Consider the following 20,774-nt stretch of genomic DNA (forward strand, 5'->3'; position numbering starts at 1 on the left):
CGCGGCGTCCGAGGAGGAGCACCCGCTGCACGCACTGAACTCTACCGCCAGCAGCCCCGAGGCCAAAACCGCGAACGTGCGTGTTTGTACGGCGACACGCCGCGTGAGGTGTACAACTGCGCACGCTCGCGCCAAAAAAACCGAGATGCACCGGCACGTATTCTGTTGTGGACCTAACCGCAGTGGGGAAGAGAAACAGTGGCGCTCGTAGTGCAGAAGTACGGCGGATCCTCGGTGGCCGACGCCGACCGGATCCGCCGCGTTGCGGAGCGCATCGTCGCGACCAAGAAGCAGGGCAATGACGTCGTCGTGGTGGTGTCGGCGATGGGCGACACCACCGACGACCTGCTCGACCTCGCGCAGCAGGTCTGCCCGGCCCCGCCGCCCCGGGAACTCGACATGCTGCTGACCGCCGGCGAGCGCATCTCGAACGCGTTGGTGGCCATGGCGATCGAATCGCTCGGCGCGCAAGCCCGGTCGTTCACCGGTTCGCAGGCCGGCGTGATCACCACCGGCACCCACGGCAACGCGAAGATCATCGAGGTCACGCCGGGACGGCTGCAAGCCGCGCTCGACGAGGGGCGCATCGTGCTGGTCGCCGGGTTCCAGGGGGTCAGCCAGGACACCCGGGACGTCACCACGCTGGGCCGCGGCGGCTCGGACACCACCGCGGTCGCGCTGGCCGCGGCGCTTCGCGCGGACGTCTGCGAGATCTACACCGACGTGGACGGCATCTTCAGCGCGGACCCGAGGATCGTGCCCAACGCCCGCAGGTTGGACACGGTGACGTTCGAGGAGATGCTCGAGATGGCGGCCTGCGGCGCCAAGGTACTGATGCTGCGCTGCGTGGAATACGCTCGGCGCCACAACATTCCGGTGCACGTTCGATCGTCGTACTCGGACAAACCCGGCACCCTCGTTACCGGATCGATCAAGGACAAAGCCATGGAAGACCCCATCCTGACCGGAGTCGCGCACGACCGCAGCGAGGCCAAGGTGACCATCGTCGGGCTGCCCGACATTCCCGGGTATGCGGCCAAGGTGTTCCGGGCCGTCGCCGAAGCCGACGTGAACATCGACATGGTGCTGCAGAACGTCTCGAAGGTCGAGGACGGCAAGACCGACATCACCTTCACGTGCTCGCGGGACAGCGGGCCCACCGCGGTGGAAAAGCTGGACTCGCTGAAGGACGAGATCGGGTTCACCCAGCTGCTCTACGACGACCACATCGGCAAGGTGTCGCTGGTGGGGGCGGGCATGCGCAGCCACCCCGGGGTCACCGCGACCTTCTGTGAGGCGCTGGCCGCCGTGGGCGTCAACATCGAGCTGATCTCCACCTCGGAGATTCGCATCTCGGTGCTGTGCCGCGACACGGAACTGGACAAGGCGGTCGTGGCGTTGCACGAGGCGTTCGGGCTCGGCGGCGAGGAGTCGGCGACGGTGTATGCGGGGACGGGCAGATAGATGGTTGCCATCGGCGTCGTGGGTGCCACCGGTCAGGTGGGCCAGGTGATGCGCAGGCTGCTTGACGAGCGTGACTTCCCGGCGACAACGGTGCGGTTCTTCGCGTCGGCCCGCTCCCAGGGCCGCAAGCTGGCCTTCCGCGGCCAGGAGGTCGAAGTCGAAGACGCCGAGACGGCCGATCCCAGCGGCCTGGACATCGCGTTGTTCTCCGCCGGCTCGGCGATGTCGCGGGTGCATGCCCCCCGGTTCGCGGCGGCCGGGGTGACGGTGATCGACAACTCCTCGGCGTGGCGCAAGGACCCCGACGTGCCGTTGGTGGTCTCCGAGGTGAACTTCTCCCGCGACGGGCATCGCCGACCCAAGGGCATCATCGCCAACCCCAACTGCACCACCATGGCCGCGATGCCGGTGCTCAAGGCGCTGCACGACGAGGCCCAACTGGTTCGGTTGGTGGTTTCGAGCTACCAAGCGGTGTCCGGTAGCGGGTTGGCCGGGGTGGAGGAGCTGGCCAGGCAGGCACGCGCCGTCATCGACGAGGCCGAGCAACTGGTGCACGACGGCGGCGCGGTCGAGTTCCCGGCCCCCAAGACCTATGTCGCGCCCATCGCGTTCAACGTGGTGCCCCTGGCCGGATCCCTGGTGGACGACGGCTCGGGGGAGACCGACGAGGACCAGAAGCTGCGCCACGAGAGCCGCAAGATCCTGGGCATCCCCGACCTGCGGGTCAGCGGCACCTGCGTGCGGGTCCCGGTGTTCACGGGGCACTCGCTGTCCATCAACGCCGAATTCGCCCGGCCGCTCCCGCCCGAGCGGGCCCGTGACCTGCTCGATGGCGCTCCGGGCGTCAGGCTGGTCGACGTGCCGACGCCGCTGGCCGCCGCCGGAGCCGACGAATCGCTGGTCGGCCGGATCCGGCAAGACCCGGGGGTGCCCGACGGCCGCGGCCTGGCGCTGTTCGTCTCGGGGGACAACCTGCGCAAGGGTGCGGCGCTCAACACCATCCAGATCGCCGAGCTGCTGGCCGCCGAAATACGCCCGGCATTGTGATTCCGCGGGTACGTTCCGCCCGCTTGTTGTGCGCCGTTCTGATGGTGTGTTCGCTTGTGCCACAGTCCGTTTGGCGCGTACACGCCGATCCTCCCGCGCCGGCTCCCGAACCCATCCTGCAGCCGCTGGCGCCGGGCCAGGTGCTGCGGATCGGTCCTACGGCCGGAACCGGCACTCCCACAGGGGATTACGGCATCGGCGCCACCGACCTGTGTGAGTTCGTCGAGTTCCCCACCGAGCTGCTGCAGGTGTGCGGCGACAGTTTCGCCGGCCAGGGTGTCGGGTTCGGCGGCTGGTACTCGCCGGTCGCGCTGCACGTCGACACCGCGTCGGTCGACGACCCCGCCGGGGTGCGCTACACCGGCGTCACCGGCATCAGCAAACCGCTGCTGGCCGACCCCACACCGACCGGGGATTCTCAGCTGCCCGCCGGGGTGGTGCAGATCAACCGGCGCAACTACCTGATGGTGACGACGACCCGCAACCTGGTGCCGCAGAGCTCGCGGCTGGTGACGCCGGAGCCGGCGCATGGCGGCTGGAAGACCGTTGGGGGGTCCCGCCGCGACGCGTCGTACCAGGGTGGCTCGCAGACGCAGATCAGCGGCTACTACGACCCGATCCCCAGCGCCGATTCGCCGACCGGCTGGGTCTACATCGTGGCCAACAGCTTCACCCGCCAGGACCCGGTGCTGCTGTACCGGGCCACGCCGCAAACGTTCACCGACCGGTCCCGGTGGCAGGGCTGGGCGTCGGGACCCGAGGGCGGGTGGAACAAGCCGCCGACGCCCCTGTGGCCCGACCAGGTGGGCGAGATGTCCATCAGGGAGATCGACGGCAAGGCGGTGTTGTCGTATTTCAACGCCAGCACCGGCAACATGGAGGTCCGGGTGGCCGATGACCCGACGGAGCTGGGCACCGCGCCCGTGACGACGGTGGTGCAACACGACGAGTGGCCCGAACCCGCCGAAAGCCTGCCGCCGCCCTACGACAACCGGCTCGCGCAGCCGTATGGCGGCTACATTTCGCCCGGCTCCACCCTCGATGAGCTGCGGATTTTCGTCAGCCAGTGGGACACCCGCGCGCGGGTGGCCGCGCCGTACCGGGTGATTCAGTTCGCGGTCAACCCGTTCAAGCCCTGGTCGGAGCCCTAATTTTCGCTCTGTCCGCAGTGCGTCCGCAGTAGATCCGAGAGACTGGGTGTTCAGTTTGCTCAGGTATTCGACGGCCTGGTGGCTAGCACCCGCGCCGTCGATGGTGGCGGCCAGACGGTGATTCGCGGCGGATAAACCACCTCCTCCAGAGGACTCAAACTCCCTAGCAAATGCCTATGCTGGCGCATAGCGAATCGGCCCCCTCCGCCTAGGGAAGGGGGCCGATTGCCGTTGGCAGTCACCGGCTCGCAACGGCGACCACCGCCGGAGTCAGAGCAGCTTGAGCAGGTTCACAAGCAACACGCCGAGCTGGCTAACGAATCCACTTGCCGCCCCGACCAGGCCGTTCAGCGCTGCTGGCAGGGCAGTAGGCAGGCTTTGCAGCATTGCAGTTAACTGAGTGGGCACACCAGCGAGGTAGTTGCCCAGCGCGGGCCAGCCTTGGGTCAGCGTGTTGACGAAGGTCGTCCCCGCGTTCGCGAGGCTGCCGCCCTGCAGGATGTTCTGAGCACCTGGAGTCACCAGGACACCCGCGAGTTGCTGAGGCACGGTAACCCCAAAATTCTTGAACAGGCCAGCTGAGTTGTTGCCTACGGCGCTGATCAAACCGCCGTTGAGCGGAACATTCTTCGATAAAAATGTGCCGTTGACGATCTGATCGGCGATCAAGCCGGGCGCGTTGATGATATTGGTCGCAAGCCCCGACGGATCCCCGGCCGCGAACGAAGTGAAAATGTTTTGAAGGGCCGTACCGACCGCACCCTCAATCGTACCGGGTGTCAGGATGCCAAAGGTAGCACCCGCTTGGACCAAAAATCCGTTCGTCGCGTAGTTAACCGTGTTCGCCATGTTCTGCGCGATTTGTGCAAGGATCGGTGGAATCTTTTCCAGCGGCTCCCCTATTTGCACGAAGGGAGATGAAAAAAATGCACTGTAAAGATCAGTGACAACTGTCGAAACTTGCCCTTTTTGCATCGCCTGCATCGCGTTGCTGATGAGCGGCCCGAAATTACCCGGTTTTGTCCCGGTGAAGTAGGCCACGGCGGCGGTTGCGGCGCTGTGATACGGGGTCACGTACTCATTCCCGTACTGCAGCCAGTTGGCGCCGATCTGGTTAGCCACCGGGAACGGGTATACAGCCCATTTTTGAGCAAGCCACGAGAGGTTGTTGCTGGCGTGGTTGGCAAAGGCGTTCCACGTTTGGATCGGAAGCCACGACTCGACGCTGTTGAGAACGTTGGCGGGCACCGCTGCGGTGATCGCCGAAGTCCCGAACGACTGAAGTGCGGGCTGGACTACACCCGGGATCGATGAAAGTTCATTTCCCACCGTAGTCACCAGCGACGCGAGCTGACTTGCGACACCAGCGAACAGATCGATCGTACTGCTGGCGTCGGTGAGCTGGATGTCGGACACGCTCACCTGGGGGAGCTGTTGGGCCAGGTGAAGGTCGGGCAGGTGCTGGGTGGCTGGGGCGACGGCGATGACGGCGGCGCTGGCTAAGGCGACTCCAGCGGTGATGTGGGGGCGGGCTGCGAGGTCCACGACCATCTCCTTATGTACAATTCTGAATAATGGTGTGCTAAACGTACTCCTGAAATATGTTGGGCGAATTGTGGCGACAAAATAGACAATTAACTGTAGCGGTATATCCATGTAGCAAAAGACCGCGCTAAGTGCACGGAGGACTATGGTTGACTTAGAGCATATTGACCGCCCCGAAAATCATTTATTGGCAGCGTTAGGATTAGTCAGTAAGAGCGTGACATGGTGTCGGTTGGCCTGGCGTCGACAAAGCCTGACTGTGAGCGTCTCGATCCGCTTACAACCAGGCAGGTCGCTTTCGCTCAATGTGCCGGTGGATTTCACCAAGCGCCACCCCAGCAGGATGACGCGTGCGGGCGGTGAAAACAGTCGTGCGGCTTGTCCGCACCGCCACGACACGAGGAGATCACCTTCGGTGAAGCCAGACACAACCAACGAGGGCCAACGCACACCAGCACGACCAGCGCCGGTGTGTGCTTGTGGCACAAGCCAATACCGATCACGACCGGCGGCTTACCACCAGTGGGGCACGGCGGGGCACGGCACACCCACCACCGACCTTGGGGTGAACCCTCAAACGATCCGTACGCAGGTGGCTCCGGCGGTGAGGGCGGGGTGATCGCCGAAGGGGTCGGCCCACTCCGGGCAGAAGTGGGCCCGGTGGGTGCGGGGTAGCTTTTCCTCGCTGGCCGACACCGGACTGTCGCAGATCAGTTGACCGGAGATCAGGGTGCGTCGCGACGCTATTGCGCGCCGCGTGCCACGACGGATCGCAGCGCCTCGGCGACGAGTACGGCTGGGCCGCGTCGGTGTCGGCGGTGAAATGCTATCCCTCAGCAAATATCAGAGTGCTCTCTATTTCCTGGCAAACGATCGTATTGTTGTGACGATAGCTATCCGAAGCGCGGCGGTGAATGCATCGCGGTTCACCACCGATCAGTAATTTCACTTTTAATCATTTCAGCGGCATACGCGGTTTGCTGCAGCACGCAGGCAACTCGGCCACCAGGAGTTTCTCAATCCAACGGTGATTGCGGAGCTACACGTTTCTGAAGCGATCACCCAAAGCCACCCGAAAACGCCACGGGCCCAGGTTCTTCAGGAATATGTCCAGCTCGCCTGGCCTGCCTGACGTCGGCTCCAACCCGTTCAAGCCCTCGTTTTTTCGTTCCAGCATCCTGGTTAGCACCTTCCGCAGATGAGTCCGCCGAGCCGCGACGGCGTCGTAGAGATGGCGGGGCGGGACGTGCACGCCGCCATGCTCGTCGGTCAACACGACGAATTCCTCCATCGTGCGGCCAGCCTCGCCAACGACGCCCCGTTTGTCCTGGTTCATGTAGAGGGCCAGCATGGTCATTCCGGCTTTCCGCTCGTGCGGAGCGTCTAGCGTGCCCGACGGCCGCGATATCGTGTGGATATTGTGGTCGTCCCGAACCGTTGTACGCCCGGCTGAGAAGCGCGCCATACACAAACGATGGGCCCCTTCTTGTGAAGGGGCCCATCGCCGTTGGTGGTCACCTGCTCGCATCGGCGACCACCAACGGAGTCAGAGCAGCTTGAGGAGGTTGGCGATCAACAGCCCCACCTGGCCTGACACGAATCCGCCGACTTTGCCCAGGATCGACGGAAGATTCGCCACGATCGATGGGATGCTATTGAGCACTTGAGTCAATCCAGCGCTGAGATCGTTCACGACAGGAGTCAGGGACGGCCAGCCATTGGTCAGCGTGTTCACGAATCCCTGGAATGCGGCCTGAAGGCTTTGGCCGCTCATGATATTGGCCGCGTTGGGAGCGACGATGTTCGTCGCGACGTTCTGGAGAACCTTTATCCCAATCGTTTCAACGGGGCCAAACGAGAGCCCACTGCCCTTTGTGCTGATCAAGCCAAATTGACCAGCTGCATTGCCATTGAGGACGGCATTCGTGACTGCCCCGGGGATATTGAGCAGGTCAGTCACTGCCACCACCGGATCTTCCGCATTCCACGCATTAAGAGCTGCCTGGAGGCTAGCGGAAAAAGCAATTCCGGGCTGGTTGACGAAATTGAGAAGACTGAGTCCAATCTGCGACACGCCTGAAGTCGCATTGGTATTCAGCAGATAATTGGTCGCGTTAGAGAGGTTCTTTGTGATGTCAATCGGGATGCCAAGGATACGATTGAGCGGCTGGAATATCGCTGTAAATGGATAATTAACAAAGGCCGACCAAAGGTTGGTATATGCGCCCGTCAAGTTACCCGCGTTGAGGTCGGCCAAGGCCGTATTGAGAACCCGCTGAAAACTCACCCCAACGGGCGTGGTGAAGTATTTAACAGCGGCATTGGCGGCAGCCTGATACGTCCCGACGTAGAGATTGCCGTAGGCGATGTCGTTAGCGAGAACCTGCTGCAAAAGCGGGGCAGGAATCGCGCTCCACTGGTTGTACAGAGTCTGCAGGTTGGCGCCCGCCGTCGAGAAAGTCTTCATCCACGTCTGGATGATCAGGTTCTGCGTCGGATCGAAGGCCGCGCTGGCCAGGCTGGCGGGCAAAGCAGCCGCGGATGCCCCATCGACGATTGAAGCGAGCTCGCTCTCCACGCCGGAGAACAGGTCCAGAGCGCTGCTGGCGTCGGTGAGGTTGATGTCGGACACGCTCACGGCGGGGAGGTGTTGGGCCAAGTGAAGCCCGGGTAGGTGTTGGGCCATCGGCCCGGCGGCGAGGACAGCCGCGCTGGCCAGGGTGATGCCAGCGGTGATGTGGGGGCGGGCTGTGAGGTCCACGACCATCTCCTTTGCGCATTCTGGATAATGACGAGTTGAATGTAGCTGTGAAATATTGCGAATGAATCCTGACAATAAAATAGACAATTAACCACGGAGATATGTGTGTGCAGCAAAAAGCTGCCCGAAATGCGCAAAAATCATTACCCGAATTGAGCTAAATGGAAGGCCCCACTCAAATCATTTGTTGACGGCGTTGAAGTAGTGTGACGCGGCGTCGTTGCCGGATGTTGGCAACGCCATGATCGGAGGGTCTCGATCTGCTCGTATCCCAGCCCCGTCAACGTGCCGGTGGATTTCATCGCGCGACGCCACAGCATGCTGACGGAGGCGTGCGGGAAAGCAAGTTGTGTGGCTTGTCCACGCCGTCACGGCATAAAGAGGTAGCCGTCAGTGGGTTCGGAGACGGCCATGGGGGATCAGAGCCGAGAGTGCCGGTATGTGCTTGGGGCACAAGTCAATACCGGGCACGTTGGGTGACCGGGTATACCTACGCCCATCACCTCTTTTGGGGTGGGCTGTAAAACGGTGCGCACGGAGGTGGCCCTGCCGGCGATCACGGCCAGGTGATCGTCGGCGGGTCAGCCAACCCGGAGCAGCAGTGGGGCCCGGTAGGTGCGGGAGGGGTTGTCGTCGCCGACCGTTAGTTGGCTGTCACAGATCGGGTGGCCGCAGATCGAGGTGCATCGCGAGGCCATCGTGGCGCGGCGTGTAGCGGCGGTGATCGGGCGGCGCCGCGGTGACCAGCGCGGCTTGGCGGCGTCGGTGTCAGCGCTGAAGCGTTATCCGCTAGCAAACAGGATAGCGTTTACTATGCCCTGGCAAGCAATTGGATTGCCGCGGTAATAGCTACCTTTAGCGCGGGTGTGAATGCGACCCGGTCTGTTACTGATAGGTAGTTTCATATTTAACTACTATATCTGGATAATGGTTTGCTATCTGTGTGCCAAAATGGGGTCTAACAGTAGTTTCTCTGCTTCATGAGGATTGCGGGGCGACGCATCCTTAAACGGATCGAACAAAGCTTCTCGAAAGTGTCACGGGCTTAGGTTCTTCACAGGTACGCCCAGCTCAGGCGCCTGTCTGACGTCGACTCCACACCGCGCCCACATGCCCGACCAGCTGAGCAAGAACCTCACCTCCCTGGGCCCCTCACCCACCGCGAACTACAGGTGCTCGAGGAACTTAGGCGGACTCCGCGTCGCAAGGCGTTCGTCGAGACACTCGGCGCCGTGGCATGGGCCGTGCACCAAATCGACGCCGGTGCGGCCACCAAGAAGCTCCAGCTTGCTCGCTTCCGGACTCGGCTCAGTCGTCACAACCGATCTCGCAGATGTGGAACGTCACGGTGCCGTTCTCGAGGCGTCTTGGCACGACAATGGCATCTACGCGACTGGCTACAAACGCCGAGGTGCCGGTTCGCGGTGTCCAGGTACTCAGTCCGACCGGCGCAGAATGGCGGCCAGGCGGTGATTCGCAGCGGGGTAAACCACCCCCCCTCGAGAGGACCCGAACTTCCTAACAAATTCCTATGCTGGCGTACAACGAATCGTCCCCCTTCTTGCGGAAGGGGGACGATTCGTTGGCAAGTCACCGGCTCGCAACGGCGACCTGCACCGGACTTAGAGCAGCCGCAGGATCGCGGAGATCCACGCCCCGGCCTGGGTGGCGATCATTCCGCCGAGGTTGCTCAGCGTCGAGGGGAGGTTCGCCAGCACTGACGGGAGGTTTTGCAGTGCCGCGGTCAATTGCGGACCAAGGTGGCTAATCTGCGACATGACATAGCTGCCCAAAGGCGGCCACCCGTTGATCGCCCCGTTCACGAAATTCTGGAAATAAGTTGGGAGATTAACGCCAGCGCCAGTTTGATAATTGACGAGAATATTGGGTGCGCCAGGAGCAACAATAACGTTGGCGAGCGCTTTGGGGATTTGTATCCCGAAGAGTTGGAGAATGCCCCCGCTCCTTGTGAAGGTTAGCGAGCCAGCGTTGTTCGAGGCGAGAACATCGAACGCGATCTGCCCGGGGGTATCGAGCAGGTAGGTCATCGCCGGCAACAGGTTGCCCGAGGCGAGCTGCGTATAAGCGTTTCCTAGACCGGTCGCGACACCCAGTTCGAATCTGCCAGGGGTCCCCAAAACGACGTTGAGTCCAATGGAGAGCAGGCCGCTGCCCGTCAGATAGGTGGTCGCGTTCGAAAGATTCGCTAGCATCTCTGCGGGGATGTGCGGGATCTGTTCCAACGGCTCTAGGACCTGGGTGAATATACTAGAGTAGAGCGCGCCCCACACGTCGTTGATCCCGGTGGTGACGTTGCCCGCCTGGAAGGCGGTCAATGCGTTCTGCAGATTCGGGATCAAGTGGCTTCTCGTCGTCAAGGTCGCGTAGTTGAAGAGCCCATTCGCTGACTGCTGGAACTGGCTGACGTAGAGATCCGCATAGGAGACGTCATTGGCAAGAACCTGCTGCAAAAGCACGCCGGGAGCCTGGTTGTATGCCGCCCAAAGCGTCTGCAGGTTCGCTTCTGTCGTCGAGATAGTCTTCATCCACGTCTGCACGATCAGATTCTGGGTCGGGTCGAGGGCGGCGCTCGCGAGGCTTGCGGGCACGGCGGCCGCGCTTGCTCCGTTGGCAAGCTGAGCGAGGTCGTTTTCCACACCGGCGAACAAATCGATCAGGCCACTGCTAACGTCGGTGAGCTGAATGGTGGACACGCTCACCTGGCGGAGCTGCTGTGCCAGGTGAAGGTCGGGTACATGCTGGGCTATTGGTCCGGCGGTGAGGACAGCGGCGCTGGCCAGGGCGACTCCAGCGGTGATGTGGGGGCGGGCTGCGAGGTCCACGACCATCTCCTTTGCACAATTCTGAATAATGGTGTGCTAAACGTACTCGTAAAATATATTGGGTGAATTATGGCGACAAAATAGACAATTAACTGCAGCGATATATCCATGCAGCAAAAGACCGCGCTAAGCCCACGGAAAACTATGGCTGGCATAGAGCACATTGACTGCCCCGAAAATTATTTATTGGCGGCGTTGGAATAGTCGGCAAGAATGTGACGTGGTGCGGTTGGCCTGCGTTGACAACGCCATGTTGTGAGCGCCTAGATCTGCCCATAAACCAGGCAGGTCACTCCCCCCTCAACGTGCCGGCGGATTTCACCGCGCGGCACCCAACACGACGACGCGACCGGGTGGTGAAAACAGTCGCGCGGCTTGCCCGTACCGCCACGGCATGAGGAGACCACCGTCGGTGGGTCGGAGACGACCAGGAAGGGGCAGCGCCCGCTAGACCGGCGGCGCCGATGTGCGCTTGTGGCACAAGTCAATACCGATGACGACTGGCGACTCGCCACCAGCGCTCACCCGGGGCAAGGTCGGGCACAGCACACCCACCACTCTCGTGGGTGGACTGTGAAACAGTGCGCACGGAGGTGGCCGGGCGATCACGGCGGGCTTATCGCCGAATGAATCGGCCAACTCAGAGCAGCAGTGGGCCAGTGGGTGCGGGATAGGTTTTCCTCGCTGGCCGACACCGGGCTGTCAGAGATCAGTTGGGTCGAAGATCGAGGAGCCTCGCGATGTCGTCGTGCGCGGCGTGTCGCTGCAGACCGTAGCGCCTCGGCGACGCGACCGCCTGGCTGCGCCGGTGTCAGCACTTAAGCACTATCCCTCAGCAAATATGACAGCATGCTGTATACCCTGGCGAACAATCGTATTGCCGCGGCAATAGCTATCTGAAGCGAGGCGGCGAATGCGGCACGGTGTACTACCGATAGGTAATATCGTTTTCAACTATTTTAACGGCAGACGTAGTTTGTTACAGAACGCAAAAAACGTTGCTACCAGCAGTTCCTCAAGCCTGCGGCGATTGCGGAGCTACACGCTCCTGGAGCGATCACCCAAAGCCACCCGAAAACGCCACGGGCCCAGGTTCTTTACGAATATGTCCAGCTCACGTGGCCTGCCTGACGTCGGCTCCAACCCGTTCAAGCGACCAGCCTCGCCAACGACGACGCGTTGTCCTGGTTCATGTGGAGGGCCGGGGTTGATGGGCCTGGTCATTCCCGGCTTTCCGCTCGTGCGGAGCGCCTAGTGCGCCCGACGACCGCGATGTCGGTGGATGTGTGTCGCGGCGTCGTCAAAGAAGGACAACGCGAAGGGCATGCCGGTTATCGGCTACGGCGCGGTCTGGGCTCACAGCTGTTACTTAAGTAGCGCATAGCCACAACTGTTGTTAACGCCCGCATCATGTGTCTCATGAGTGAAACATCAGACACCCCGACTGTGCGGACTTCTACCGCAACAGCACCCGCGCCGGCGGCAGCGCCGGTGCTGCACAGGACCCCCAGGGTCTTTCAATTCGCGGCCTGGGTCGCGATCGTCGCCGGGATCGTGTTCATCGTCGCGGTCATCTTCTTCACCGGCTTCACCCTCGGCAGGCACGCCGGTCACCACGGCGGCTTCCACCACCACCACAAGCACCACGCGATGATGATGCATCCGCACCGCTTCGGTCCGGGTGGCCCCGGTGGTCCGGGCGGTCCCGGGGCGATCCAGGGCGGTGGGGCGGCCTCCGTAGCCCCCGGCGCCCCCGGACCCAGCCAGATTCCGTCGTCGGTCTCTCCCAGCCGGACGCCCTAGGCGCTCGCGGAGTAAACGGGACCCCGGCGTGCCGTTCACCCCACAACCAGTGGCCCGGCGCTCGACTGAGCGCCGGGCTGCGTGTCGTTTGACAACCGATAGGGCAATTCACAGCAACATTTGTCGCGCGGACCTGTTATGCGGGTTGGTGGCGGGGGCAGTATTCAAGGCATGACCGAAACACCCGAACCGTCAGCACAGCCGACTTCCGCCGCCGCGGCTCCGCCGCCACCGCCAGCGTACGAGCGGGTCAAGCCGCCCAAGCTCTATGTGGCCGCAGCGTGGGTGGTGATCGTCGCCGGGATCGTCTTCATCCTCTCGACCGTCTTCTTCGCCGGCGCGATGGTCTTTGGGCTCAGCCATCACTGCTATCACCGCTATCACCACGACATGATGTACAAGCCCGGCGGCCCCTGGGGCCCGGGCGGCGGGCCGTGGCAGTTCGGCGGCCCGGGGGGCCCGGGGATGGCTCCCCCGTTCGGTCCAGTTGGCCCGCCACCGTGGCTCGGCCCGGGCGGCCCGGGTGGTCCGCCGGTCTTCGGCCCGGGTGGTCCGGGTGGCCCCGGCCAGCCGCCGACGACCAGCGCCCCCGCGCCGGCCCCGAACACGCCGGGCAATCCGCGCCCATAGCTTTCCTTGATCCGTACCAAAAGAGTGCGCTGGCGTGACGCTCGCTGGAGAGCGGCTGGCCATATTGGCATGATCGAAAACCATGACCATTGAAGTCGTATACACCACGGAATCCACGGCGACGGGCGGCGGCCGCGACGGCCACGTGAAGTCGGACGACGGCCGCATCGACCTTGACACCCGGCCGCCGACGGCGATGGGCGGCAACGGCGAGGGCACCAATCCCGAGCAGCTGTTCTCCGCGGGTTATGCCGCCTGCTTCCTGGGCGCGCTGCGCCTGGTGGCCGGCAAGTCAAAGGTCAAGCTCGACGACGGCACCAACGTGACCGTGCAGATCGGGTTCGGCAAGGATTCGGCGGGCGGCTTCGGGCTCACCGGAAAGATCGTCGGGTACCTGCCGGGCGTGGAGCAAAGCGCGGCGGACGACCTGGTGCGCCAGGCCCACCAGGTGTGCCCGTATTCCAAGGCCACCCGCGGCAATGTCGACGTCGACGTCTCGGCCAAGGTTTAGCCCAGTAACGATGCGGATCTCCGCCGCGGTGGTGACCGTCGGTGTGGCCGTCGGGGGAGCGTTGGCGATCCCCGCCGCACACGCTCACCCGTCGGACCCGGGAGTGGTCAACTACGCGGTCCTCGGCAAAGGATCCGTTGGCAACATCGTCGGCGGGCCGATGGGCTGGGAGTCGCTGTTCACCCAGCCGTCCCAGACCTATTCGGTCGATCTTCCGGTGTGCAACAACTGGGCCGACATCGGGCTGCCCGAAGTCTACGACGACCCGGACCTGGCGTCGTTCAACGGAGCCACCACGCAGACGTCGGCCACCGACCAGACCCATTACGTCAAGCAGGCGGTCGGGGTGTTCGCGACCCCCGACGCCGCGGGCCGGGCCTTCCATCGGGTCGTGGACAGGACCGTTGGTTGCGCGGGGCAGACCACCGCGATGCACCTGGACAACGGGATCACGCAGGTGTGGTCGTTCGACGGCGGGCCGGCGACGGGCACCGACGCGAGCTGGACGAAGCAGGAGGCGGGCACTGACCGCCGGTGCTTCGATCAAACCAGGCTGCGCGAAAACGTGTTGTTGCAGGCCAAGGTCTGCCAGTCTGGCAACGCGGGTCCCGCGGTCAACGTCTTGGCCGGGGCCATGCAGAACTCGCTGGGTCAGTAGCGTGGACCCACGCACTCGGGTCGGTCGCGCCTGGAAGATCCGGCGGGACGGGAATATGTCGGGGCAATCTGCTAGATGAAGTAGTGGCGACTATTTTTCCGTTAGCTGCGCAACAAGCGGTCCGCGCCTGGTGCCCGGGCCCGAAGGGATCGTGATATGGCGTTCGCGGCTGTCAGCGCCGCCCAAGCGGAAATGGCCGACTCCTCGGCCGCCGCGCAGTACATAGCCGACACCTGCCTGCTAGACGCGCCGCTGGGGTCTGTCGGTCTCGAGATGGAAGGGCATTGCCACGACCCGGCCGACCCGTACCGCAGGCCGGGCTGGGACGAAATCACCGACGTTATCGACGATCTCCCCGCTCTGCCCAGCGGCAGCGCCGTCACCGTGGAACCGGGCGGCGCCGTCGAACTGTCCGGCCCGCCGGCCGACGGCCCGGTGGCCGCCATCGACGCGATGAATCGCGATCAGGCCGTGCTGCGATCGGCCTTCGCCGACGCCGGGCTAGGCCTGGTCTTCCTGGGGGCGGACCCGCTGCGGCCGCCGAAGCGCATCAACCCGGGCGCGCGTTATGACGCCATGGAGCGGTTCTTCGCCGCCAGCCGCTCCGGGGAGGCCGGCGCGGCGATGATGACGTCCACCGCATCCATCCAGGTCAACCTCGATGCCGGGCCGCGGGACGGGTGGGCGGCGCGGGTGCGTCTCGCGCACGCCCTGGGACCCACGATGATCGCGATCGCCGCCAACTCCCCGGTGCTCGGCGGCGAGTTCACCGGCTGGGTTTCCACGCGGCAAAGGGTGTGGGGCGATATGGACTCGGCGCGCTGCGGGCCGATCCTGGGTGCCAGCGGCGACGACCCGGGCACCGACTGGGCCCGCTACGCGCTCAAGGCTCCGGTGATGCTGGTGCGCCACCCGGACGCCGCAGAACTCACGGCGGTCACGCGGTGGGTGCCGTTCGCCGACTGGGTCGACGGCCGGGTCCTGCTCGGCGACCGCCGCCCGACCGTCGCCGACCTGGAATACCACCTGACCACGCTCTTCCCGCCGGTACGCCCGAGGCGGTGGCTGGAAATCCGCTACCTCGACAGCGTGCCGGACGCCTTCTGGCCGGCCGTGGTGTTCACCCTGGTGGCGCTGCTCGACGACCCGGCGGCCGCCGACGCCGCGGCCGAGGCCGTCGAACCGGTGGCCACCACCTGGGACACCGCGGCCCGGGTCGGCCTGCGCGACCGGCGGCTGTACGAGGCGGCCAACGCGTGTGTGGCCGTGGCCGCCGAGAAGGCGCCCGCGGGGCTCAGCGACTCGATGCAGCGGTTGGTCCGCAGCGTCGAGCAGGGCCGATGTCCCGGCGACGACTTTTCCGACCAGGTGATCGAGCACGGGATCGCGGCTACGGTCTCGGAGGCCGCGCGATGCTCGCAAGGGGGCTTGTGACTTCCGCTGACGATTCCGACCCCCGGCGCCCGGCTGCGCCGCGCTTGCGATCGTCATCCCGGGAGAGGCTTGCCGACGATTTGGCGCGGGCGCGGGCGCGAACGCTGCGGTTGGTCGATTTCGACGACGCCGAACTGTACCGGCAGTACGACCCGCTGATGAGCCCCCTGGTGTGGGACCTGGCGCATATCGGCCAGCAGGAAGAGCTGTGGCTGTTGCGAGGCGGCGACCCGGATCGTCCCGGGATCTTGGCGCCGGCCGTCGAGGGCCTCTACGACGCGTTCGAACACTCCCGGGCCAGTCGCGTCGAGTTGCCGCTGCTGTCGCCCGAGCGGGCGCGATCGTATTGCCGGACGGTGCGGTCCGCCGCGCTGGACGCCCTGGACGCCCTGCCCGACGACGGCGACGGCTTCGTCTACGGGCTGGTGGTCAGCCACGAAAACCAGCACGACGAAACCATGCTGCAGGCGTTGAACTTGCGCGCCGGCGCGCCGCTGCTGCCCGACGCTGCCGCCGTGCCCGCGGGCCGGCCGGGATTGGCCGGAACGTCGGTGCCGGTGCCGGGCGGCCCGTTCGTGTTGGGTGTGGACGCCGCCAGCGAACCGTACTCGCTCGACAACGAACGCCCCGCCCACGTCGTCGACGTCCCCACGTTCCGGATCGGCCGGGTGCCGGTCACCAACGGTGAATGGCAACAGTTCATCGACGACGGTGGTTACCGCGAGCCGAGGTGGTGGTCGACGCGCGGCTGGCGGCACCGTCGCAGCGCGGGCCTGACCGCGCCGCAATTCTGGAGCTCCGACGGCAGAACGCGCACCCGATTCGGCCACATCGAAGACATTCCCCCCGACGAGCCCGTCCAGCACGTCTCGTACTTCGAGGCCGAGGCCTACGCGGCCTGGGCCGGCGCCCGGCTGCCCACCGAGATGGAATGGGAGAAGACCTGCGCGTGGGATCCGGCGACCAACACCCGGCGCCGCTACCCCTGGGGTGCGGCGGATCCCGCGGAAAACCTCGCCAATCTGGGCGGCGCGGCGCTGCGCCCGGCGCCGGTCGGCGCCTATCCGGCCGGTGCCTCGGCCTACGGGGCGGAGCAGATGCTGGGCGACGTCTGGGAGTGGACCTCCTCGCCGTTGCGTCCGTGGCCGGGCTTTGTCCCGATGATCTACGAGCGCTACTCGCAGCCCTTCTTCGACGGCGACTACCGGGTGCTGCGCGGCGGCTCGTGGGCCGTGGGGCCCACCATCCTGCGGCCCAGCTTCCGCAACTGGGACCATCCGTACCGTCGCCAGATCTTCTCCGGCGTCCGCCTGGCGTGGTCCGTCGAGGATCGCGCCTGATGTGCCGCCACCTCGGCTGGCTGGGCGCCGACGTCACGGTCTCCTCGCTGGTGCTCGACCCGCCGCACGGCCTGCTCGTGCAGTCGTATGCCCCGCGCCGGCAGAAGCACGGCCTGATGAACGCCGACGGTTGGGGGATCGGGTTTTTCGATCGTTCTTTGGAAGGTGACACGCCGCGGCGCTGGCGCAGCCAGGCGCCGCTGTGGGGCGACGTCTCCTTCGGCTCGGTGGCGCCGGCGCTGCGCAGCCACTGCGTCGTGGCCGCGGTGCGCTCGGCGAGCGTCGGCATGCCGATCGAGGCCAGCGCGACGGCGCCCTTCACCGACGGCCGGTGGTTGTTGTCGCACAACGGCATCGTCGACCGCGCCGTACTGCCGCTCACCTCGTCGGCCGAATCGGCATGCGACAGCGCCATACTCGCGGCCACCATCTTCGCGCGTGGGCTCGACGCGCTGGGCGACACCATCGCCGAAATAGGAACGGCCGACCCACTCGCGCGGCTTAACGTGTTGGCCGCCAACGGCTCTCGGCTACTGGCTACCGTGTGGGGCGACACCTTGTCGATCCTGCGTCGCACTGACGGCGTGGTGCTCGCGAGCGAGCCATACGACGACGCGCCCGAGTGGGACGACGTGCCGGACCGCCACCTCGTCGAAGTCACGCCGCAGCGGGTCACGCTGACCGCGCTGAACGCCACGAAAGGATCTCGATGACGCTGACGCTGTCCAACCACCTCGCCGCCGACTCGGCGTATCGGGCATTGCGCCGCGACGTGTCAGAGGGCCTGCGCGGGACGCCGAAGTCGTTGCCGCCCAAGTGGTTTTACGACTCGGTGGGCAGCGACCTGTTCGACCGGATCACCCGGCTGCCGGAGTACTACCCGACCCGCGCCGAGGCCGAGATCCTGCGCGCCCGATCGGCCGAGATCGCGTCGGCCAGCGGGGCCGACACCCTGGTCGAGTTGGGCGCCGGAACGTCGGAGAAGACCCGGCGGCTGCTGGACGCTCTCCGCGATCGCGGGTCGCTGCGCGGATTCGTGCCGTTCGACGTCGACGCCGGCATGCTGTCCGCGACCGCGACCGCCATCCAGCGTGAATACCCGGGCGTCGAGATCCGAGCCGTCTGTGGGGATTTCGAGGAACACCTGACCGAGATTCCCGGCGGTGGGCGGCGGTTGTTCGTGTTCCTGGGGTCGACGATCGGCAACCTCACGCCGGAGCCGCGCGCGGAGTTCCTCTCGACGTTGGCAACGGTGATGCGGCCGGGCGACGGCCTGCTGCTGGGCACCGACCTGGTCAAGGACACCGGCCGGCTGGTGCGCGCCTACGACGACGCGGCCGGGGTGACGGCGGCGTTCAACCGCAACGTGCTCGCGGTGATCAACCGGCAGCTCGACGCCGACTTCGACGTCGGCGCCTACCAGCACGTGGCCCGCTGGAACGCCGAGGGGGAGCGCATCGAAATGTGGCTGCGCGCCGGCAGTTTCCAGCGGGTGCGGGTGGGCGCGCTCGACCTGACCGTCGACTTCGCGGCCGGCGAGGAAATGCTCACCGAGGTGTCGTGCAAGTTCCGTCCCGACGGGGTGAGCGCCGAATTGGCCGGCGCGGGACTGCGCCGCATTCGGTGGTGGACCGACGGCGCGGGCGACTTCGGGCTCTCCCTGGCCGTGAAGTGACCGACAGCGATTCGCTGGCCGACCGATGGCGGGCGGCCCGCCCGCCGATGGCCGGGCTGCACCTGGACAGCGCGGCCTGCTCGCGCCAGAGCCTCGCGGTCATCGACGCCACCGCCCGGCACGCGCGCAACGAGGCCGAACTCGGCGGCTATGTCGCGGCCGAGGCGGCCGCCCCCGTGCTCGACGCCGGACGCGTCGCCTTCGCCGCGCTGAGCGGCATGCCCGATGCCGAGGTGGTGTACGCCACCGGCTCGCTGAACGCGTTGGATCTGCTGCTGGGCAGCTGGCCGGCGGACCGAAGGACGCTGGCCTGCCTGCCCGGCGAATACGGTCCGAACCTGGCCATGATGGCCGCCCACGGATTCGACCGCCGGCTGCTGCCGACCCGCGATGACGACCGGCTCGCGCTCGACGACGCGGCGTTCGCCCTCGAGAGCGACCCGCCCGATTTGGTCCACCTGACCGCGGTGGCCAGCCACAGCGGTGTGGTGCAACCGCTTTCGATGATCGCGAAGCTCTGCGCCGAGTTGGGGCTGCCGCTGGTGGTGGACGCCGCGCAGGCGCTGGGCCAGGTGGACTGCGCGGTGGGTGCCGACGTCACGTATTCGTCGTCGCGCAAGTGGATCGCCGGCCCGCGGGGGGTGGGCTTCCTCGCGGTGCGGCGCGGTCTGATGGAGCGGTTGCGTCCGCGGCTGCCGGCACCGGAGTGGGCGCCGGAGATGACGGTGGCCCGGCAGCTCGAGTTCGGCGAGGCCAATATCGCCGCGCGCGTGGGTTTTTCGGTGGCGCTGGGGGAGCATCTGGCGTACGGGCCGCAGGCCGTGCGCGCACGGTTGGCTGAGCTGGGCGGCATCAGCAGGGCGGTGCTCGCCGATGTGCCCGGGTGGGCGGTGGTCGAAGAGGCCGAGGAGCCGAGCGCGATCACCACCCTGGCCCCGGCCGACGGCGCCGACCCGCAGGCCGTGCGGTCCTGGCTGCTGGCCGAGCGGCGGATCCTGACCACGTTCGTCGGGGCGCAGCGGGCGCCCCTGGAGCTCACCGCGCCGGTGCTGCGGATCTCGCCCCACGTCGACACGACGGCGGAGGATCTGGAGACCTTCGCCGAAGCGCTGATCGCCGCGACCGCGGCGACCTCCCCTTGACGCCGAGCGTCACGCCAGAGTGGCGGCGGGTGCCGAGAGTCACGCTAGCGTGACAGCGGCCAGGTAACCGTCAGCGCGCCTTGTGCGCCGTCAACAGGTAGGCCGGCAGCTTCATCCGGCCCTTTTCATCGCGGTCGTGCGGCGGAAACTCGAACGGCGCGTCCGAGACCTGGGGAATGTTCGCGTGGATGTGGGCGGGCCGGACCTCGTCGACCTCCCAGTACTTGCCGACCGCGGCGCGCAGCTCGTCCTCGTCGACCTCGTTGGGCTGGGGTTCCATCTCGGCGGGGAAGGCGCCCTTGGCGAACACCAGCACGAAGTAGCTGGCCCCCGGGGCCGCCGCGCGGTGTACCGCGCTCACATACCCGTCCCGGCCCTCGACGGGCAGCGAGTGAAACAGCGTGCTGTCGACCACCGTGGTGAACCGGCCCTCGGAACCCGGCGGGTAGCCGGTGAAATCGGTGATGTCGGCCTGCGCGAAGCTGGCGGTAGTCAGGCCGCGGTCGGTGGCCGCCCTGGTGGCCGCCGCGACGGCGGTCGGCGTGAGGTCGATGCCCACCACGGTGTAGCCGTCCGCGGCCAGGGCCAACGACAGCTCGGCGACCCCGCACCCGGCGTCCAGCACGTCGCTGCGAAACTTGCCGGCCGCGATCAGCGCCGCCAATTCCGGCTGCGGCTCGCCGATGTTCCACGGCGGCGGGCCCTCGAATCCGCCCTGCTCGCGGTACACGCTGTCCCAGTCCATGATTTCCGACGACATGGCTTCCCCT

General features: G+C 65.7%; 17 protein-coding genes. 12 read left to right on the plus strand and 5 right to left on the minus strand.

What is annotated here, in order from left to right:
* The first annotated feature begins 198 nt into the window (after positions 1 to 198).
* Genes G6N25_RS11530 through G6N25_RS11540 form a run of 3 tightly spaced genes read left to right on the plus strand, consistent with a single transcriptional unit; the run spans position 199 to position 3,662 of the window.
* The gene (locus G6N25_RS11530) at positions 199 to 1,464 is read left to right on the plus strand and encodes an aspartate kinase (protein ID WP_083074880.1); all 1,266 of its coding nucleotides are present in this window, start codon (positions 199 to 201) and stop codon (positions 1,462 to 1,464) included.
* Entirely contained in the window at positions 1,465 to 2,511 is a 1,047-nt protein-coding gene (locus tag G6N25_RS11535) for an aspartate-semialdehyde dehydrogenase (protein ID WP_083074879.1), read from the plus strand.
* 41 nt (positions 2,512 to 2,552) lie between these two features.
* Entirely contained in the window at positions 2,553 to 3,662 is a 1,110-nt protein-coding gene (locus G6N25_RS11540) for a DUF4185 domain-containing protein (protein ID WP_083074959.1), read from the plus strand.
* A gap of 270 nt (positions 3,663 to 3,932) precedes the next feature.
* Here G6N25_RS11540 and G6N25_RS11545 read toward each other — a convergent pair whose 3' ends face one another.
* The 4 genes from G6N25_RS11545 to G6N25_RS11560 all read right to left on the minus strand — a co-directional run bounded on the left by G6N25_RS11545 (position 3,933) and on the right by G6N25_RS11560 (position 10,811).
* Positions 3,933 to 5,207 (minus strand): hypothetical protein, encoded by a 1,275-nt coding sequence (locus tag G6N25_RS11545; RefSeq protein ID WP_142272712.1) that lies wholly within the window; start codon positions 5,205 to 5,207, stop codon positions 3,933 to 3,935.
* A gap of 1,039 nt (positions 5,208 to 6,246) precedes the next feature.
* Positions 6,247 to 6,564: a hypothetical protein gene (locus G6N25_RS11550; RefSeq protein WP_083074876.1), complete on the minus strand. Its 318-nt coding sequence runs from the start codon at positions 6,562 to 6,564 to the stop codon at positions 6,247 to 6,249.
* A 189-nt stretch (positions 6,565 to 6,753) separates the two neighbouring features.
* The gene (locus tag G6N25_RS11555) at positions 6,754 to 7,968 is read right to left on the minus strand and encodes a hypothetical protein (RefSeq protein WP_142272711.1); all 1,215 of its coding nucleotides are present in this window, start codon (positions 7,966 to 7,968) and stop codon (positions 6,754 to 6,756) included.
* 1,622 nt (positions 7,969 to 9,590) lie between these two features.
* A complete protein-coding gene (locus tag G6N25_RS11560) occupies positions 9,591 to 10,811 on the minus strand; it encodes a hypothetical protein (protein WP_142272710.1) in 1,221 nt (406 codons plus the stop codon).
* 1,410 nt (positions 10,812 to 12,221) lie between these two features.
* Here G6N25_RS11560 and G6N25_RS11565 point away from each other — a divergent pair.
* The 9 genes from G6N25_RS11565 (at position 12,222) to egtE (ending at position 20,004) form a co-directional block, all read left to right on the plus strand.
* Positions 12,222 to 12,614, plus strand: coding sequence for a hypothetical protein (locus G6N25_RS11565; protein ID WP_142272709.1), 393 nt, complete (start codon positions 12,222 to 12,224; stop codon positions 12,612 to 12,614).
* Between the two features lie 171 nt (positions 12,615 to 12,785).
* Positions 12,786 to 13,244: a hypothetical protein gene (locus G6N25_RS11570; protein ID WP_083074871.1), complete on the plus strand. Its 459-nt coding sequence runs from the start codon at positions 12,786 to 12,788 to the stop codon at positions 13,242 to 13,244.
* Positions 13,245 to 13,326: 82 nt separating this feature from the next.
* Positions 13,327 to 13,755, plus strand: a complete 429-nt coding sequence (locus G6N25_RS11575) for an organic hydroperoxide resistance protein (RefSeq protein ID WP_083074870.1) — start codon at positions 13,327 to 13,329, stop codon at positions 13,753 to 13,755.
* 10 nt (positions 13,756 to 13,765) lie between these two features.
* The gene (locus G6N25_RS11580) at positions 13,766 to 14,413 is read left to right on the plus strand and encodes a sensor domain-containing protein (protein WP_083074868.1); all 648 of its coding nucleotides are present in this window, start codon (positions 13,766 to 13,768) and stop codon (positions 14,411 to 14,413) included.
* Between the two features lie 156 nt (positions 14,414 to 14,569).
* Positions 14,570 to 15,847 carry an ergothioneine biosynthesis glutamate--cysteine ligase EgtA gene (egtA, locus tag G6N25_RS11585; protein WP_083074867.1) on the plus strand — a complete coding sequence of 426 codons (1,278 nt, stop codon included), beginning with the start codon at positions 14,570 to 14,572 and terminating at the stop codon, positions 15,845 to 15,847.
* 44 nt (positions 15,848 to 15,891) lie between these two features.
* On the plus strand, positions 15,892 to 17,187 hold the full coding sequence (egtB, locus tag G6N25_RS11590) for an ergothioneine biosynthesis protein EgtB (protein ID WP_232065942.1): 1,296 nt from the start codon (positions 15,892 to 15,894) through the stop codon (positions 17,185 to 17,187).
* Complete coding sequence (gene egtC / locus G6N25_RS11595) at positions 17,187 to 17,900, plus strand: ergothioneine biosynthesis protein EgtC (protein WP_083074864.1); 714 nt, start codon at positions 17,187 to 17,189, stop codon at positions 17,898 to 17,900. The genes egtB and egtC overlap by 1 nt, the downstream gene beginning before the upstream one ends.
* Positions 17,897 to 18,862, plus strand: a complete 966-nt coding sequence (gene egtD, locus G6N25_RS11600) for an L-histidine N(alpha)-methyltransferase (protein WP_083074862.1) — start codon at positions 17,897 to 17,899, stop codon at positions 18,860 to 18,862. The genes egtC and egtD overlap by 4 nt, the downstream gene beginning before the upstream one ends.
* Before the next feature lie 47 nt (positions 18,863 to 18,909).
* On the plus strand, positions 18,910 to 20,004 hold the full coding sequence (egtE, locus tag G6N25_RS11605; protein ID WP_232065943.1) for an ergothioneine biosynthesis PLP-dependent enzyme EgtE: 1,095 nt from the start codon (positions 18,910 to 18,912) through the stop codon (positions 20,002 to 20,004).
* Positions 20,005 to 20,074: 70 nt separating this feature from the next.
* On the opposite strand, the gene G6N25_RS11610 is transcribed toward egtE, so the two are convergent.
* On the minus strand, positions 20,075 to 20,764 hold the full coding sequence (locus tag G6N25_RS11610) for a class I SAM-dependent methyltransferase (protein WP_083074859.1): 690 nt from the start codon (positions 20,762 to 20,764) through the stop codon (positions 20,075 to 20,077).
* Positions 20,765 to 20,774: the final 10 nt, after the last annotated feature.

The organism is Mycobacterium heidelbergense (assembly GCF_010730745.1).
Lineage (GTDB): Bacteria > Actinomycetota > Actinomycetes > Mycobacteriales > Mycobacteriaceae > Mycobacterium > Mycobacterium heidelbergense.

Excerpts from the sequence above, each read along its gene's own strand:
- G6N25_RS11535 (WP_083074879.1), top strand. The coding sequence starts at position 1,465 with ATGGTTGCCATCGGCGTCGTGGGTGCCACCGGTCAGGTGGGCCAGGTG.
- G6N25_RS11540 (WP_083074959.1), top strand. The coding sequence starts at position 2,553 with ATGGTGTGTTCGCTTGTGCCACAGTCCGTTTGGCGCGTACACGCCGAT.
- G6N25_RS11550 (WP_083074876.1), bottom strand. The coding sequence starts at position 6,564 with ATGACCATGCTGGCCCTCTACATGAACCAGGACAAACGGGGCGTCGTT.
- G6N25_RS11565 (WP_142272709.1), top strand. The coding sequence starts at position 12,222 with ATGTGTCTCATGAGTGAAACATCAGACACCCCGACTGTGCGGACTTCT.
- G6N25_RS11570 (WP_083074871.1), top strand. The coding sequence starts at position 12,786 with ATGACCGAAACACCCGAACCGTCAGCACAGCCGACTTCCGCCGCCGCG.
- G6N25_RS11575 (WP_083074870.1), top strand. The coding sequence starts at position 13,327 with ATGACCATTGAAGTCGTATACACCACGGAATCCACGGCGACGGGCGGC.
- G6N25_RS11580 (WP_083074868.1), top strand. The coding sequence starts at position 13,766 with ATGCGGATCTCCGCCGCGGTGGTGACCGTCGGTGTGGCCGTCGGGGGA.
- egtA (WP_083074867.1), top strand. The coding sequence starts at position 14,570 with ATGGCGTTCGCGGCTGTCAGCGCCGCCCAAGCGGAAATGGCCGACTCC.
- egtC (WP_083074864.1), top strand. The coding sequence starts at position 17,187 with ATGTGCCGCCACCTCGGCTGGCTGGGCGCCGACGTCACGGTCTCCTCG.
- egtD (WP_083074862.1), top strand. The coding sequence starts at position 17,897 with ATGACGCTGACGCTGTCCAACCACCTCGCCGCCGACTCGGCGTATCGG.
- egtE (WP_232065943.1), top strand. The coding sequence starts at position 18,910 with ATGGCCGGGCTGCACCTGGACAGCGCGGCCTGCTCGCGCCAGAGCCTC.
- G6N25_RS11610 (WP_083074859.1), bottom strand. The coding sequence starts at position 20,764 with ATGTCGTCGGAAATCATGGACTGGGACAGCGTGTACCGCGAGCAGGGC.